Here is a 14,818-nt window from a genome sequence, read left to right as displayed (position 1 = left end):
TAACTTTATATGGACCTCGCAGGGCCGGCGCGCTATCCATGCTGCCATGAAAAAAGGCGATCATCTCTTTCTTGTCGACGGCTCCGGATTCATCTTTCGAGCCTTCCATGCCCTGCCGCCGCTGACGCGCAAATCCGACGGGCTGCCCGTCGGCGCCGTCTCGGGTTTCTGCAACATGCTGTGGAAGCTCCTGACCGAGGCCCGCGATACGTCGGTGGGCGTGACGCCGACGCATCTGGCCGTCATCTTCGACTATTCGTCGAAGACCTTCCGCAAGGATCTCTATGACGCCTACAAGGCCAACCGCTCGGCGCCACCGGAAGAGCTGATCCCGCAGTTCGGGCTGATCCGCCAGGCGACGCGGGCCTTCAACCTGCCATGCATCGAGACCGAGGGTTTCGAGGCCGACGACATCATCGCCACCTATGCCCGGCAGGCGGAAGCGCTCGGCGCCGACGTGACGATCGTCTCCTCCGACAAGGACCTGATGCAGCTCGTCACCGACAACGTCCACATGTACGACAGCATGAAGGACAAGCAGATCGGCATCCCCGACGTGATCGAGAAATGGGGCGTGCCGCCGGAAAAGATGATCGACCTGCAGGCGATGACCGGCGATTCCGTCGACAACGTGCCTGGCATTCCCGGCATCGGCCCGAAGACGGCGGCGACGCTGCTTGCCGAATATGGCGACCTCGACACGCTGCTTGAGCGCGCCACCGAAATCAAGCAGGAGAAGCGCCGGCAGACGATCATCGAGAATGCCGACAAGGCGCGGCTGTCGCGTGAACTCGTGAAGCTCCGCACCGACGTGCCGCTGGAGCTTGCCGTCGCCGACCTCATTCTCGAGGCGCAGGACGGACCGAAGCTCATCGGCTTCCTGAAGGCCATGCAGTTCACCAGCCTGACGCGGCGCGTGGCCGAGGCCTGCGCATGCGACGCGAGCGCGATCGACGCCGTCGACGTGCCGGTCGAGTGGGGCGCCAATGCGCATGGGCCGGATCTCGACGTAACCGAGCCGGCGCCCGTTGCCGGTGGAACGCCTGAGGTCGTCGGCGATGCCGTCGCTGTTCCCACTAAGACAAACGGCTCCACCGCGCCCGAAGGCAGCTTCACGCCATCAGATTTTGCCAAGTCGCGGGCCGACGCCTTCGCCAACCTGCCCTTCGACCATTCGCGCTATGTGACGATCCGCGATGTCGCGACGCTCGACAGGTGGATCGCGGATGCGCGCGAGACCGGCGTGATCGGCTTCGACACCGAGACGACCTCGCTCGATGCGATGCAGGCCGAGCTCGTCGGCTTCTCGATGGCGATTGCTGACAATTCCAAGAGCCCCACGGGTATCAATATCCGTGCTGCCTATGTGCCGCTCGGCCACAAGACCGGCGTGGGCGATCTGCTCGGCGGCGGCATGGCCGAGAACCAGATTCCGATGCGCGACGCGCTGCCGCGGCTGAAGGCACTGCTCGAGGACCAATCGGTGCTCAAGGTCGCGCAGAACCTGAAATACGACTACCTGCTGATGAAGCGCTACGGCGTCGAGACGAAGAACTTCGACGACACGATGCTGATCTCCTACGTGCTCGACGCCGGCACCGGCGCGCATGGCATGGATCCGCTGTCGGAGAAGTTCCTCAACCACAAGCCGATCGCCTACAAGGACGTGGCCGGCAGCGGCAAGTCGAACATCTCCTTCGATCTCGTCGATATCGACCGCGCCACGCATTACGCGGCCGAGGATGCCGACGTGACGCTCAGGCTCTGGATGGTGCTGAAGCCGCGGTTGGCGGCCGAGAAGCTGACCTCCGTCTACGAGCGGCTGGAGCGGCCGCTGCTGCCTGTTCTCGCGCATATGGAAGAGCGCGGCATCACCGTCGACCGGCAGATCCTGTCGCGGCTCTCGGGCGAACTGGCGCAGGGTGCGGCGCGGCTGGAGGACGAGATCTACCAGCTGGCCGGCGAGCGCTTCAACATCGGCTCGCCGAAGCAGCTGGGCGACATCCTGTTCGGCAAAATGGGCCTTGCCGGCGGCTCGAAGACCAAGACCGGCCAGTGGTCGACCTCGGCCAGCGTGCTGGAGGATCTGGCGGCGGCCGGGCTGGAGCTGCCGCGCAAGATTGTCGACTGGCGGCAGCTGACCAAGCTCAAGTCCACCTATACCGACGCGCTGCCGGGCTATGTGCACCCTCAGACGAAGCGGGTGCATACCTCCTACTCGCTGGCATCGACGACGACGGGGCGGCTTTCCTCGTCGGAACCCAACCTGCAGAACATTCCCGTTCGCACTGCCGAAGGCCGCAAGATCCGCACCGCCTTCATCTCGACGCCGGGCCACAAGCTGATTTCGGCCGACTACAGCCAGATCGAGCTGCGCGTGCTTGCCCATGTCGCCGAAATCCCGCAGCTGACGCAGGCCTTCGCCGATGGGATCGACATTCACGCGATGACGGCGTCCGAAATGTTCGGCGTTCCCGTCGAAGGCATGCCGTCGGAGGTCCGCCGCCGCGCCAAGGCGATCAACTTCGGCATCATCTACGGCATCTCGGCCTTCGGTCTTGCCAACCAGCTCTCCATCGAGCGCTCGGAAGCCAGCGACTACATCAAGCGCTATTTCGAACGCTTCCCCGGCATTCGCGACTACATGGACAGCACCAAGCAGCAGGCGCGCGACAAGGGCTATGTCGAGACGATCTTCGGGCGGCGAATCAACTATCCGGAGATTCGCTCCTCCAACCCCTCGGTGCGCGCCTTCAACGAGCGCGCGGCGATCAATGCGCCGATCCAGGGTTCGGCCGCCGACGTGATCCGCCGGGCGATGATCAAGATGGAGCCGGCGTTATCAGAGGTCGGGCTTTCCGAGCGGGTGCGCATGCTGCTGCAGGTGCATGACGAACTGATCTTCGAGGTCGAGGATGAGGACGTCGACAAAGCCATGCCTGTCATCGTTTCCGTGATGGAAAACGCCACCATGCCGGCGCTCGAAATGCGTGTGCCGCTGAAGGTGGATGCGCGTGCGGCAACCAACTGGGACGAGGCGCACTAGAGTGCCGTGCGTTCGCGCGAAGGCACAAAGGACGCTGTCACTCATGCATCCACGCATCGGACTTTCCGAAAATCGATTTTGATTTTCGGGCCGATGCGTGGGCGCCTCGTCGAAAAATCGCTAAAATTTTCTTTATCAAGCAAGTCACTGAAAACACTCGATTTACGCCTTGCTGTAGCTGTCGCGCAAGGGCGCTGAGAAGGAACTTATTAACCTTCATTTCCTAAGCCGGAAGAGGATAATAGTTACCAATCATGAGTGAGTGGCTGTCGTATGCGCTTTCCTAGAACCAATCTGACGGATGCCGGCGAGGTTTCCGCCGACACCCAGGGCGAACAGCTGCAGGAACAGGCCGGCGAGAAGCCGGTGCCGCCGATCTGGCAGAATCACTTTTCGCTGGCGCCGAATGTCCGCTTTACCCGCACGCCGGAGAGCCAGATCAACCCGCGCAAGCAGCCGGCCGAGCCGGTGCAGCAGCGGGTGATGGAGCCTGCCCAGGTGGCGACACCCGCCCCGCAGCCCGCCCAAGCGGCAGCACCGGTGACGGTAAAGGTAATGGCGCCGGTGGCCCAGCCGATCGTCGTGACGCCGCAGCCTGCCGCGCAGCCGCGCCAGGGCTATGTCGCCCGCCAGGCCGCCATGCAGCCGGCCGTCACGCAGCCGCAGCCGCACGTTCAACAGCAGGCGCTGCGCAACGCCTATGCGTCGCAGCCGGCCAGCCCACGCGCGCCCGTGGTCACGCCTGGCGCGCCCGTGGTCACGCCCAGCGCGCCCGTGGTCACGCCTGGCGCGCCCGTGGTCAACGTACCCTTCGACGTCTACCAGCCGGCAGCCAATGGCGCCGCCGTCGAGGAAAACGCGATCGTCGTTTCCGAAACCGACGGCGAAGCGCAGTTCCACGCCTCCTCCAACCTCTCCTCGATCTCCGACTTCGCCTTCTGGGAAGTGATGTCCTTCGAGGATGGCGAGGCGCCCGTCGAGCCGGTGGAGGCCGCACCGCAGGTGCAGATCGTCGCGCCGCAGACGGTCTCCGAACCCCACTCGATCATCAGCCAGTTCCGCATCATGGAATGGCGCCCCGGCAAGCAGCCCGTGGTCGCCGCTCCCTATGCCGCGCCGCTGCCGGTTGCCGTTGCCCCCGCTCCCGTCGCGGCCCCGATCGTCGCGCCCGTCTTAACCGCTGCGCCTGTTGTCGTGGCGCCGGCCCCGACCACCGGCCGCGCGCCGATCCGCCAGCCGCTTGCCGTCAGGCTGAAGCAGCAGGCAGCTGCCGCCGAGACGCTGGCGCCCGCCCCTGCCCCGCAGATCGTGCAGCCGATCGCCATAGAGCCGCAGCCATCAGTAGCGCAGCCGATCGCGCCGATGCCGGTTCGCTCGCAGCCGGCGATCGCACCGCTGGCACCCGCCGCGCGCATGGTGGCGCACAAGTTCGTGCCGTCCAAGGTCGATGCCTCGGGCTACGAATTCCCCTCCAACTCGCTGCTGCAGGAGCCGCCGGAACGCGTTGGCGAGATCATGTCGCAGGAAGCGCTGGAGCAGAATGCCGGGCTTCTGGAAAGCGTTCTGGAAGATTTCGGCATCAAGGGCGAGATCATCCATGTGCGCCCCGGTCCCGTCGTCACGCTCTATGAATTCGAGCCGGCGCCGGGCGTCAAATCCTCGCGCGTCATCGGCCTTGCCGACGATATCGCCCGCTCGATGTCGGCCCTTTCGGCACGTGTTGCCGTGGTGCCCGGCCGCAATGTCATCGGCATCGAACTGCCGAACGCGCTGCGCGAAACCGTCTATTTCCGCGAGATGATCGAGAGCGCCGATTTCGAGAAGAGCAGCTACAAGCTGGCGCTCGGGCTCGGCAAGACGATCGGTGGCGAGCCCGTGATCGCTGAGCTTGCGAAGATGCCGCATCTGCTTGTTGCCGGCACCACCGGTTCCGGCAAGTCGGTCGCCGTCAACACGATGATCCTCTCGCTGCTCTACCGGATGACGCCGGAGCAGTGCCGCCTGATCATGATCGACCCGAAGATGCTGGAACTGTCGATCTATGACGGCATTCCGCATCTCCTCACCCCCGTCGTAACCGACCCGAAGAAGGCCGTAATGGCGCTGAAGTGGGCAGTGCGCGAGATGGAAGAGCGCTATCGCAAGATGTCGCGCCTCGGCGTGCGCAATATCGACGGCTATAACAGCCGCGTGGCGCAGGCCAAGGAAAAGGGCGAGACGATCCACATCATGGTGCAGACCGGCTTCGACCGCAGCACCGGGGCGCCGATCGAGGAGCAACAGGAACTCGACCTGACGCCGATGCCATATATCGTCGTCATCGTCGACGAGATGGCCGACCTGATGATGGTGGCCGGCAAGGAAATCGAAGGGGCGATCCAGCGTCTGGCGCAGATGGCGCGCGCGGCGGGCATCCACCTGATCATGGCGACGCAGCGTCCCTCCGTCGATGTCATCACTGGCACGATCAAGGCCAACTTCCCGACCCGCATCTCCTTCCAGGTGACGTCGAAGATCGACAGCCGCACGATCCTTGGCGAACAGGGCGCCGAACAGCTGCTCGGCCAGGGCGACATGCTGCACATGCAGGGCGGCGGCCGCATCTCGCGCGTCCACGGTCCGTTCGTCTCCGACGCCGAGGTCGAGAAGGTCGTGGCGCATCTGAAGACGCAGGGACGGCCGGAATATCTGGACACTGTCACGGCCGACGAAGAGGAAGATGGCGAAGAGGAAGACAGCGCCGTGTTCGACAAGGGCGACATGGCGGCCGAGGACGGCAACGACCTCTACGACAAAGCCGTAAAGGTGGTGCTGCGCGACAAGAAGTGCTCGACCTCCTACATCCAGCGCCGCCTCGGCATCGGCTACAACCGCGCCGCCTCGCTGGTCGAGCGCATGGAGAAGGAAGGGCTGGTCGGCCCCGCCAACCATGTGGGCAAGCGCGAGATCGTCAATGGGCGTGGCGAGGGGGATTGAGGTCTCTCGCTGGGGGTGCTCGTGGCCGCTGACATGCAGAATGATTGGACCCGTCACGAGGCTTACCCCCCTCTGCCTGCCGGCATCTCCCCCACAAGTGGGGAGATCGACTCGTAGAAAGGCCTCCGCCAAACAATGACGGTGATTCAGGGATTAGCTCTTGGGCTCAGCCCCTTGTGAAATCCGCCTCGGTCAGCGGAACGGGCCGGTAGCCGTCGATGTCGGCGATATCGTATTCGCGGCCGAGTGAGGCTGCGATCAGGGCTTGGCCGGATTTCGACATCAGCGCCGGATCGCGCCAGAGGCCTGAAATGACGCGGCCGATGAACTGAGGGGATTCGGAGTTGGAGAGGTCGAAATAGGCAGCGTTCTCCATCACCGCTTCGGTGCGCACCAGACCGGGATAGAGCGAGACGGCTGCGACATCGTGCGGGCGCAGGTCATGGGCGAAATCGGCGGCCATCTTGTCGGCTGCGGCCTTGGAGATGCCGTAGATGGCGTTGCCATCGTAAAAGCGCGATGCCCAGAACGAGATGTTGACGATCAGGCCGCGCCGGTTTGCGACCATCATCGGCGCCACCGCGCGCGACATCAGGAAGGCTGCCTTGAGCGCCGTGCCGATCATGGCGTCCCAGCGCCACAGAGGCTGTTCCCAGAAGGCGCGCGGCCAGGTGAAATCGCCATTCTCGACCATGTTTTCGTAGCCCGGCCAGGCGTTGTTCACGAGGATATCCAGCTTTCCGCCGGCTGTGACCGCTTCGGCGACACGGTGGGTGTCGGCGTCGTTGGCGTGGTCGCAATGATGAATGACGACGCGGCCGGCGAGCGTGGCGGCTTCGTTGGCGAGGCTTTCGAGGGAGCCTGGGCGTTTGCCTTGGATGTCGGTCTCATGGCGCGTTCGGCCCGTGACATGGACGGTGGCACCCTCGGCGAGCAGCGCAAGCGCGATGCCGCGGCCGACGCCGCGACTTGCGCCGGTGACCAGTGCGACGGTGTCTTTCATGATTTTCTCCCCCCTGTAGCGTCGATGACTTAGCGTGGAAACGCCGGCGTCTGCGCACCCCTCATCCGGCTGCCGCCACCTTCTCCCCGTCGGGGAGAAGAGACTCGTGGCGGCGCCTTGAGCGATATTGTCACTCACGAGGCCGCTTGAAATCAACGCCCACGATGAGGCAGAGCGGCTGCCACCAGCCCCCTCTCCCTCGATGGGGAGAAGTGCCGGAGCGACAGCGAGGCGATGAGGGGGTGGAGCGGGAGCGACGCCCTGAGCGGCAGGCGAAGGGCACCCCAGTCCTCACATTTCCTCTTACAAACCCATCTCCACCTACCGCCACTCCGCCATCCGCCGGTTTTCGAATTGACAGATCAACACCAAAATGATTGATCCGATACAGGTTTCGAGTGCCTGCCGCCTGCGGACGCAAGTCACGGTAAAAGCTCGACGTCGATATCATCTCACCCTCGAAGCATTTCGTTGGTGGCAATGCAGGCTCCCTCCTCAATCGAAATGCCTCATATGAGGAGTGTGTGATGTCTGCGAGACAATCACCCGACAATCGATTCCTGACCGCGCCCATGGGCCGGATCTTTGCCACGACCGCCTTGCCGATGGTGGCCATCATGACGATGAACGGCCTGCTCGGCATCGTCGATGCCGCCTTTCTTGGACGCTTTGTCGGGGAAGAGGCAATAGCGGCCATCAGTGTCGCGTTTCCCGTTCTGCTGCTCACTATTGCGCTTTCGACGCTTGTCGGCAGCGGCATGTCCAGCCTGCTTGCGAGACAACTCGGCGCCGGTGCGCGCGAAGAGGCGGGCGCGACGTTTGCCCGGGCGCATGGCCTGGCGATCACGATCGGCCTGGCGCTGATCCTGCTCTTCCTCGCCGGCGGCTGGACCTTTGCGACGCGGATGGCGGGAGCTGCGGAGCCGGTTGCCAGGATGGCTTGGGTGTTCCTGATGATCACTCTTTTCGGCACGCCGCTGCAGTTCCTGCTGGGTATCCATGCGGATGCCTGGCGCAACGAAGGCCGGGCGGGCAGCATGGCGCTGATGTCGCTTGGCGTGACATCGATCAACATCCTCTTCAACTACATCCTGATCGTACCGCTTGCGATGGGCGTTGCGGGGTCGGCGTTGAGCACCGTGCTGGCGCAGGGGGCGGGTCTTGCTCTCCTCGTCGAGGGCCGGCGGCGGTCTCGGGAGATGATGCCGCTCGGCGGTCTGCGGCGGAACGCGTGGTATGGGCAATGGGGGAAGATCGCCGCACTCGGCGCTCCCGTCAGTCTCACCTTCCTGGGCATGGCGCTTACGGCAACCTGCGTAGTTCTTGCGCTGCCGTCGTCAGGCGAAGGCCATTCGCAGGCGATCGCGGCCTATGGCATCATCACGCGCATCCTCGGTTTCGCCTTCCTGCCGCCGATGGCCGCAGCACTCGCCATGCAGAGCATCGTCGGCAACAATGTCGGAGCCGGGCGCTGGGATCGCGCCGACCAGGTTCTGCGGATCGCCGCGGTAACCGCCTTCATCTACGGCGCCGCCGTCGAGCTGCTGCTTCTGACACAAGGCGAAATGATCGCCTCCGCCTTCATCGCCGACGCCGGTGTCATCGAGGAGGTCGCCAGGATTCTCAAGCCGATGGCGGCGCTCTATCTGTTTTCGGGACCGGTGCTGGTGCTTGCGCTTTACTTCCAGGCGATCGGCCGGCCTCTACAGGCCGGGCTTCTGACGCTGATGAAGTCCTTCGTGCTTGTTCCGGTCGCCATCATCGTCATTGCCGCTTTCCTCGACCGAACGGCCATCTGGTTCGCCTTCCCGATCGCCGACGGCTTGACCGTGGCGATCGCTGCGGTGGTTCTCGGCGCGGTCGCGATGCGCGGCGGAGAGCGGATGAGACAGGGGTGATGGAGCCCACCGCCGGCCGGTCATGAAAGCGCAGGAGGCACCTGGCGGCGGCTCCTGCGAAAATGCCGGGGCGATCAGCCCGCAAATGCCGGATCGCGCGATGCCAACTCACCCTCATCGCCGGCATCCAGCCCATTCACCGCCACCCGATAGGCCGATGGAGACCTCCCATTCGCCCGCTTGAAGGCGTTGCTGAAAGCGCTTTCGGAGGTGTAGCCGAGCGAGCGGGCGACGGAGGCGATGGGGGTGCGGGCTTCGCGCAGCGCCCGTTCGGCAAGGCGCATGCGCCATTCCGTGAGATAGGAGAGCGGGGCGATACCCGAGACGGACTTGAAATGGACGGCAAAGGAGGTGCGCGACATGGCGCAGGCGCTGGCGAGTTCCTCCAGGTGCCAGACGCGCGCGGGTTCGCCGTGCATCAGGCGAAGCGCCGGCGCGATCCTGGGTTCCGCCAGCGCCTTCAGCCAGCCGGCGGGCATGCGGTCGGCGGCGCTTAAGTGCGAGCGCAGGATCTCGATGAAGAGCAGCTGGGTCAGCTGCGCGGAGGCAAGCGCCGCCCCCGGCTGGCCGATATCGCGCTCCTCGATCAGCCGGTCGAGAAGCCAGCGGAAGATGGCGGCCTGCGGCGAGGCGGCGCGGGTGTGGATCCAGGTGGGCAGGATATCCGACAGCAGGCCGCCCCTCAGCGGATCGAGCGCGACGTGGCCACCGATATGGGCGAAATCTTTGCCGTCGCCCAGCGTCACCAGCCGCCGTCCCGTGCCCGTGAAGATGCTCATGGCGTCGACTGGCTGAAGCGCGGGATCGCTGGAGAGAACAAAGCTGCGCTTCTTCGCGAGCAGGCCGACATCGCCTTCCTCGAAGCGGATCGGCTCCGCCTCGCCCTCCAGCGTGACCCAGCAGCCGCCCTTCACGACCGCAAAGAACTTGATCTTGTCGCGCCCCGGAAAGGCGATCGACCACGGGCCGCCAGCGGTAAAGCCGCCGGTGACGATCGCCTCGGCTTTCGTCAGGCTCAGGACATCGGAGAAGGGATCAGCCAGCATTATCGAACTATCGCGCAAGTCATGCGGATTTTCAAGCATTCACAGTACGAACCCGGCTGCCTACCTTTCCGTCATCAAGTTCGCCGCGATCCGATGCGGCGGCATAAGCATGAGGTAGGTTATGACGACTGACAATAAAGACACGCTCGTTCTCGTCACCGGCGGCACCGGGTTCATCGCGCAATATTGCATGCTGGCGCTGCTGCAAGACGGTTATCGCGTGCGCACCACAATCCGTTCACCCGGGCGGGAGGACGAGGTGCGGGCGCACCTGAAGGCCGGCGGTGTCGATGCCGGTGACCGGCTGTCCTTCGCGATCGCCGATCTCGATCACGACAACGGGTGGGCGGAAGCGGTGGCCGGCTGCACTTACGTGATGCACGGCGCCTCGCCGACCCCATCCGGCGACCAGACGCGCGAGGAGGACTGGATCGAGCCCGCCGTCAACGGCAATCTCAGGGTGCTGCGCGCGGCACGCGATGCCGGCGTCAGGCGGGTGGTGCTGACGTCGGCCTTCGGCGCCATCGGCGTCGGCCACGGGCCGGACCACCGGCGGCCGTTCGACGAGACCGACTGGAGCAACCTTGAAGGCAATGTCGCGCCCTACCAGAAGTCGAAGACGCTGTCGGAGCGCGCCGCCTGGGACTTCATAGCCCGCGAGGGCCAGGGCATGGAGCTTTCGGCGGTCAACCCGGTCGCGGTCTACGGCCCGGTTCTCGGCGCCGACTATTCGCACTCGATCCGGCTGATCGCCAACATGCTGAAGGGGCAGCCGGGCTGCGTGAACGTCAACTCCTGCTGCGTCGACGTGCGCGATGTGGCGGACCTGCACCTACGCGCCATGACCGACCCCGCCGCCAAGGGCGAGCGCTTCCTCGCCACCGTCGGCGACAGCCTATGGATGGTCGAGGTCGCGAAGCTGCTGCGACAAAGGTTGGGTGATGCGGCGGCCAAGGTCTCGGCCGATGTCTGGCCCGACGAGCAGGTGCGCATCGCCGGCGAGACGAATGCGCAGCTGAAGGCGGTGGTGCCGCTCCTCAACTACGACATGAACGCGACGGGCAAGAAGGCCGAGCGCCTGCTCGGCTGGGCACCACGCTCGCGGGAGGAGGCGATCGTTGCCTGCGCCGAGAGCTTGGTTCGGCTTGGGTTGGTGTAGGGGATTAGAGTCGGCGTTACGCCTCGCCTCGGGTGAGCCCCATCACCGCTTCGATGCTTGGGCCCTTTCGGCGCATCTCGCCAGGATGTCGTCGATGACGGAGGCAAGCGGCGCGGTGGCGTCGATGACTGTGGCGGCGGACGGTATGTCTTCCTTGGTCGCGTGCAGCCGCAGGACAAGTTGCTGTTCGGCGGGGCTTGCGCCGAATTCGTCGTCGGGCCTCGTTGCCAGTCGCTTCATCAGCGTGTCCGCATCGATCTCGAGGACGAAAACGTGGTCGAAGAGATCGATGAAACCATCGAAATTTCGGGAGCCGCCGCAGAAGAAGGAGATCGCATTGCTTTGGTCAGCGACCAGGGTTTTCACCTTGTCGATGTCCCAGAGATGGTGCCGGTGACCGAAGGCGACATCAGCCGCACCCCGCGGCCGCGCGGCATCGCTTAGGGGCTCGCCTGTCACCGGATCGCCTTTATAGGCTAGCTCTCGGTCTCCATGGACGACGTGATAGCCGCGCTGCTGCAAGCCTGACGCAACCGAGGTCTTGCCCGTGCCGGACACGCCTTCGATCAGAACGTTTCTGACGCCCATTTTGCTCTCATTGGATAGATCATAGGTATTGTTGGCGAGGCACACGCATGACGATGCCAGTGGCGCGCTTCTAGCGCAGAATTCTATCATATTTTCGACAGTGAGATTGGAGCTTGGTGCAAAGCGGTGTGTTGGGATTGGGCTGCTCATTCCAGGTTCAACTTGGGGCTTCTGCCGGTCGATCGTTGGCGGCGTGCCGTGGAGTACCCCCCCTCTGTCCTGCCGGACATCTCCCCCACAAGGAGGGAGATCGACTCGTGGTGAGGTCTCGCCAACCAATGAAGGTGGAGCGAGCGGTTGCGCCCAGCCAATCTCCCCACCTGTGGGGGAGATGCCCGGCAGGGCAGAGGGGGGTATCTCACGGTAAGACCTCAATAAAAAGCGGCAGCAGGCGGAGCGCCAACCACACACCACAAAACCCCGCGCCGGATAGCTCTCCGCGACGGCATGGCAGGCAGGGAATGGGCAGGCAACGGTCGGTATAAAATAGGATTGTCAGGCAATATCGCCTGCCCGATCATATCGAGGCTTCCGGATATCCAGGCCGACAGGAGCGTCTCTCGGCCTTTCGCTTCCGGATGGATGGGAAGTCCTGACGACCCGATCATCCACCTTTCAACAACCATCACCGGACGCCGGGCTCGCGCCCTGATGTGTTAGATCCGGTTCGCGACCCGGCTCCCTGTCCAATGACGCTATCAGTATGGGAGCGATGATTGCGGCGGGGATGAGTGGGGACGACGAAATTCCCAAGCGGCTGATATCGCGGCGATTTCTTTCGCCGCGCAATAAAATTATCCCCGTGAGGCTGATCTCTCGGCCTCGGCGCGGCGGAGCGTCTCGGCTACGAAGGCGCTCTTGCCGCCGGTGTAGTGGTCCCAGTCGCCGGCGGCTTCTTCGGCGAGGCGCTGCTTCAGCGTCTGGTATTCGGCGGCGCGGTCCGGGTGGAGGCGCAGGTGATCGCGGAAGAGGAGGCGGTCGTGGTGGGCGGGGTTGGCCTCGAGGCAGAGGTAGAGGCGCAGGCCGTAATCTTCATGCTCGCGGGTGAATGGCAGGCGGCCGTCGCCATGCGGGTCGCCGTGGGCGCGGAAGCCGGAGAGTGCGAGTTTATCGGCCAAGGTGGCGACAGCTTCCGCGTCGATCAGAACGGCGTCGAGGTCGATTTTCGGCTTGGCGGCGAGGCCGGGGACGGCGGTGCTGCCGATGTGTTCGACAGTAAGGATGAGGCCGGGCGCGAGCGACAGGAGTTCGTCGCGCGCTGCCTGGAAGAACGAGGGCCAACGCGGATCATACTCGACAACCCGGATTGGTCGATTTGGCCGGATCGGCCGCATCGTCGTCAGCCGATCTCTTGCAGGAAGCTCTCGAGGACCTCGACCATGCGGCGTTCGCCCTGTTCCAAGGACCCACTATTGTCGAGATCGACGACGTCGTAATCTCCGCGCACGGTGAGCGGGCCGCGGGCCAGGCGGGCCATGATGTCCTCGTGGGTCTCGCGGCCGCGGGCCTCGAGCCGGCTTGCCAGCACGTCTGCGCGCGCGGTGACGTTGATCACCTTCAGGCGCGGGAAGACGGCGTGGAAATGGTGCAGCGCCGAGCGTGAGCCGTTGGCGATGACGAGGCTTCCAGCTGACAGCGACACCGAGACTTCCGAGGGGATGCCGTATTTCAGGCCATGGGCTTCCCACCAGACGGAGAAGCTGCCGGCCTGCTCCATCGAGGCGAAGCCCTGGGGCGAGACGGCGAGATGATCCTCACCGCCGGCATCGTGATCGCGGGTGATGACGCGGCGGACGAAATGGACGTCCTGCCGCTGCCTGAAATGCCGGGCGGCGGCCGCCATCAGCGTGTCCTTGCCGGCGCCGGAGGGGCCGACCACGACCACCATGATGCCGTGCTCGGTGCCGGGAACGACGTGGGGCTCGTGCGAGGGATGGGTTTCGTGCGCGGTCATGCGACCCGGCGCCCTTCGCGCCAGACGGAGCGGCTGACCGGTACACCTTCGTCGCGGAAGACACGGACGAGATCGGCGCGCAGCCCGGTTGCGATGCGGCCGCGGTCGTTGAGGCTCACGGTGCGCGCCGGCGTCGAGGTGACCATGGCGATCGCCTTCGGCAGCGAGATGCTCTCGACTTCGTCGGCGATCAGAAAGGGTGCGTAGAGCAGGCTGAGCGGCACGTAATCGGAGGAGAGAACGTCGAGCACGCCGCGCTCGGCGAGATCGCGGGCAGCGATGTTGCCGGAGTGCGACTTGCCGCGCACGATATTCGGCGCGCCCATCAGAACGCTCATGCCGTTTTCATGCGAGGCCTTGGCGGCGTCGAAGCTGGTCGGGAATTCGGCGAGACGGACACCGTTTTCGATCGCCTCGTCGACATGGGCGAGCGTCGCGTCGTCGTGGCTGGCGACCGTGATGCCGCGCTCGGCGCAGACCTTCGAGATCGCGACGCGGTGCGGCGTCGAGTTGCGCTCGGATTCCGACACGCGACGATCGACGAACTTGGCGAACTCGGCGTCGGTGAGGCCGCGCTTCTTCTGGTAGTAGAAAATGTACTGGTCCATTGTCTGGAACTGGCGCTGGCCGGGCGCATGGTCCATCAGCGAGACGAGGCGGACATAGGGATCGTTTTCGAAATCGGCGAAGTGCTGCAGCACGTTGTCGGCGGAGACTTCGCAGCGCAGGTGGATGAGGTGCTCGGCGCGCAGGCGGCCCTCTTTCTCGGCCTTCTGGATGGCATCGGCCATGTCGCGCATCTCGCCATGCTCGAAGCCACCGTCTTCGTCGGCGCCCATGCGCAGGCAATCGAAGACCGTGGTGATGCCTGAGGTGACGATCTGGGCATCATGCGCCTGGATCGCCGCCGTCTTGTTCCAGCGCAGGCCGGGACGCGGCGAATAGTGGCCTTCCAGATGGTCGGTGTGCAACTCGACCAGACCGGGGATCAGGTAATCGCCCTCGAAATCCTCGCCGAGGCGGGAGCTGCCGCTTGCGATATCCTCGATCTTGCCGTCGCGAACGAGGACCGATCCTTCGACGATTTCATCCTCAAGGACGATGCGGGCGTTGGAGAAGACGGTTTCTTTGGTCATGGGCGTCAGATC

The 14,818-nt window shown here is 64.5% G+C and carries 10 protein-coding genes; 4 read left to right on the top strand and 6 right to left on the bottom strand.

All coding sequences use genetic code 11. From position 1 onward, the window contains the following. Window positions 1-46: 46 nt before the first annotated feature. Together polA and ACVTFQ_RS18845 are read left to right on the top strand one after the other, a co-directional pair. Window positions 47-3,046, top strand: coding sequence for a DNA polymerase I (polA, locus tag ACVTFQ_RS18850; RefSeq protein WP_111563147.1), 3,000 nt, complete (start codon window positions 47-49; stop codon window positions 3,044-3,046). Between the two features lie 273 nt (window positions 3,047-3,319). After that, window positions 3,320-6,022, top strand: coding sequence for a DNA translocase FtsK (locus ACVTFQ_RS18845; RefSeq protein ID WP_111563146.1), 2,703 nt, complete (start codon window positions 3,320-3,322; stop codon window positions 6,020-6,022). A 166-nt stretch (window positions 6,023-6,188) separates the two neighbouring features. On the opposite strand, the gene ACVTFQ_RS18840 is transcribed toward ACVTFQ_RS18845, so the two are convergent. After that, window positions 6,189-7,025 carry an SDR family NAD(P)-dependent oxidoreductase gene (locus ACVTFQ_RS18840; protein ID WP_111563145.1) on the bottom strand — a complete coding sequence of 279 codons (837 nt, stop codon included), beginning with the start codon at window positions 7,023-7,025 and terminating at the stop codon, window positions 6,189-6,191. A gap of 527 nt (window positions 7,026-7,552) precedes the next feature. Between ACVTFQ_RS18840 and ACVTFQ_RS18835 the strand changes: the two genes are divergently transcribed. Continuing rightward, window positions 7,553-8,923, top strand: a complete 1,371-nt coding sequence (locus tag ACVTFQ_RS18835; protein WP_111563144.1) for an MATE family efflux transporter — start codon at window positions 7,553-7,555, stop codon at window positions 8,921-8,923. 74 nt (window positions 8,924-8,997) lie between these two features. Here ACVTFQ_RS18835 and ACVTFQ_RS18830 read toward each other — a convergent pair whose 3' ends face one another. After that, window positions 8,998-9,969 (bottom strand): AraC family transcriptional regulator, encoded by a 972-nt coding sequence (locus ACVTFQ_RS18830; RefSeq protein WP_470423920.1) that lies wholly within the window; start codon window positions 9,967-9,969, stop codon window positions 8,998-9,000. Window positions 9,970-10,090: 121 nt separating this feature from the next. On the opposite strand from ACVTFQ_RS18830, the gene ACVTFQ_RS18825 reads away from it, so the two are divergent. Then, a complete protein-coding gene (locus ACVTFQ_RS18825; protein ID WP_112436452.1) occupies window positions 10,091-11,128 on the top strand; it encodes an SDR family oxidoreductase in 1,038 nt (345 codons plus the stop codon). Window positions 11,129-11,170: 42 nt separating this feature from the next. On the opposite strand, the gene ACVTFQ_RS18820 is transcribed toward ACVTFQ_RS18825, so the two are convergent. The 4 genes from ACVTFQ_RS18820 to ACVTFQ_RS18805 all read right to left on the bottom strand — a co-directional run bounded on the left by ACVTFQ_RS18820 (window position 11,171) and on the right by ACVTFQ_RS18805 (window position 14,806). Then, entirely contained in the window at window positions 11,171-11,716 is a 546-nt protein-coding gene (locus ACVTFQ_RS18820) for an AAA family ATPase (protein ID WP_111563142.1), read from the bottom strand. 794 nt (window positions 11,717-12,510) lie between these two features. Beyond that, entirely contained in the window at window positions 12,511-13,050 is a 540-nt protein-coding gene (locus ACVTFQ_RS18815) for a GrpB family protein (protein ID WP_111563141.1), read from the bottom strand. 5 nt (window positions 13,051-13,055) lie between these two features. Further along, entirely contained in the window at window positions 13,056-13,670 is a 615-nt protein-coding gene (phnN, locus tag ACVTFQ_RS18810; protein ID WP_111563140.1) for a phosphonate metabolism protein/1,5-bisphosphokinase (PRPP-forming) PhnN, read from the bottom strand. After that, entirely contained in the window at window positions 13,667-14,806 is a 1,140-nt protein-coding gene (locus ACVTFQ_RS18805; protein WP_018899243.1) for an alpha-D-ribose 1-methylphosphonate 5-triphosphate diphosphatase, read from the bottom strand. Before ACVTFQ_RS18805 ends, phnN begins: the two co-directional genes overlap by 4 nt. Window positions 14,807-14,818: the final 12 nt, after the last annotated feature.

It is taken from the genome of Rhizobium sp. O111 (genome assembly GCF_055616315.1).
The sequence above is the reverse complement of the archived record's forward strand: the minus strand, read 5'-3'. Positions and strand labels throughout refer to the sequence as shown.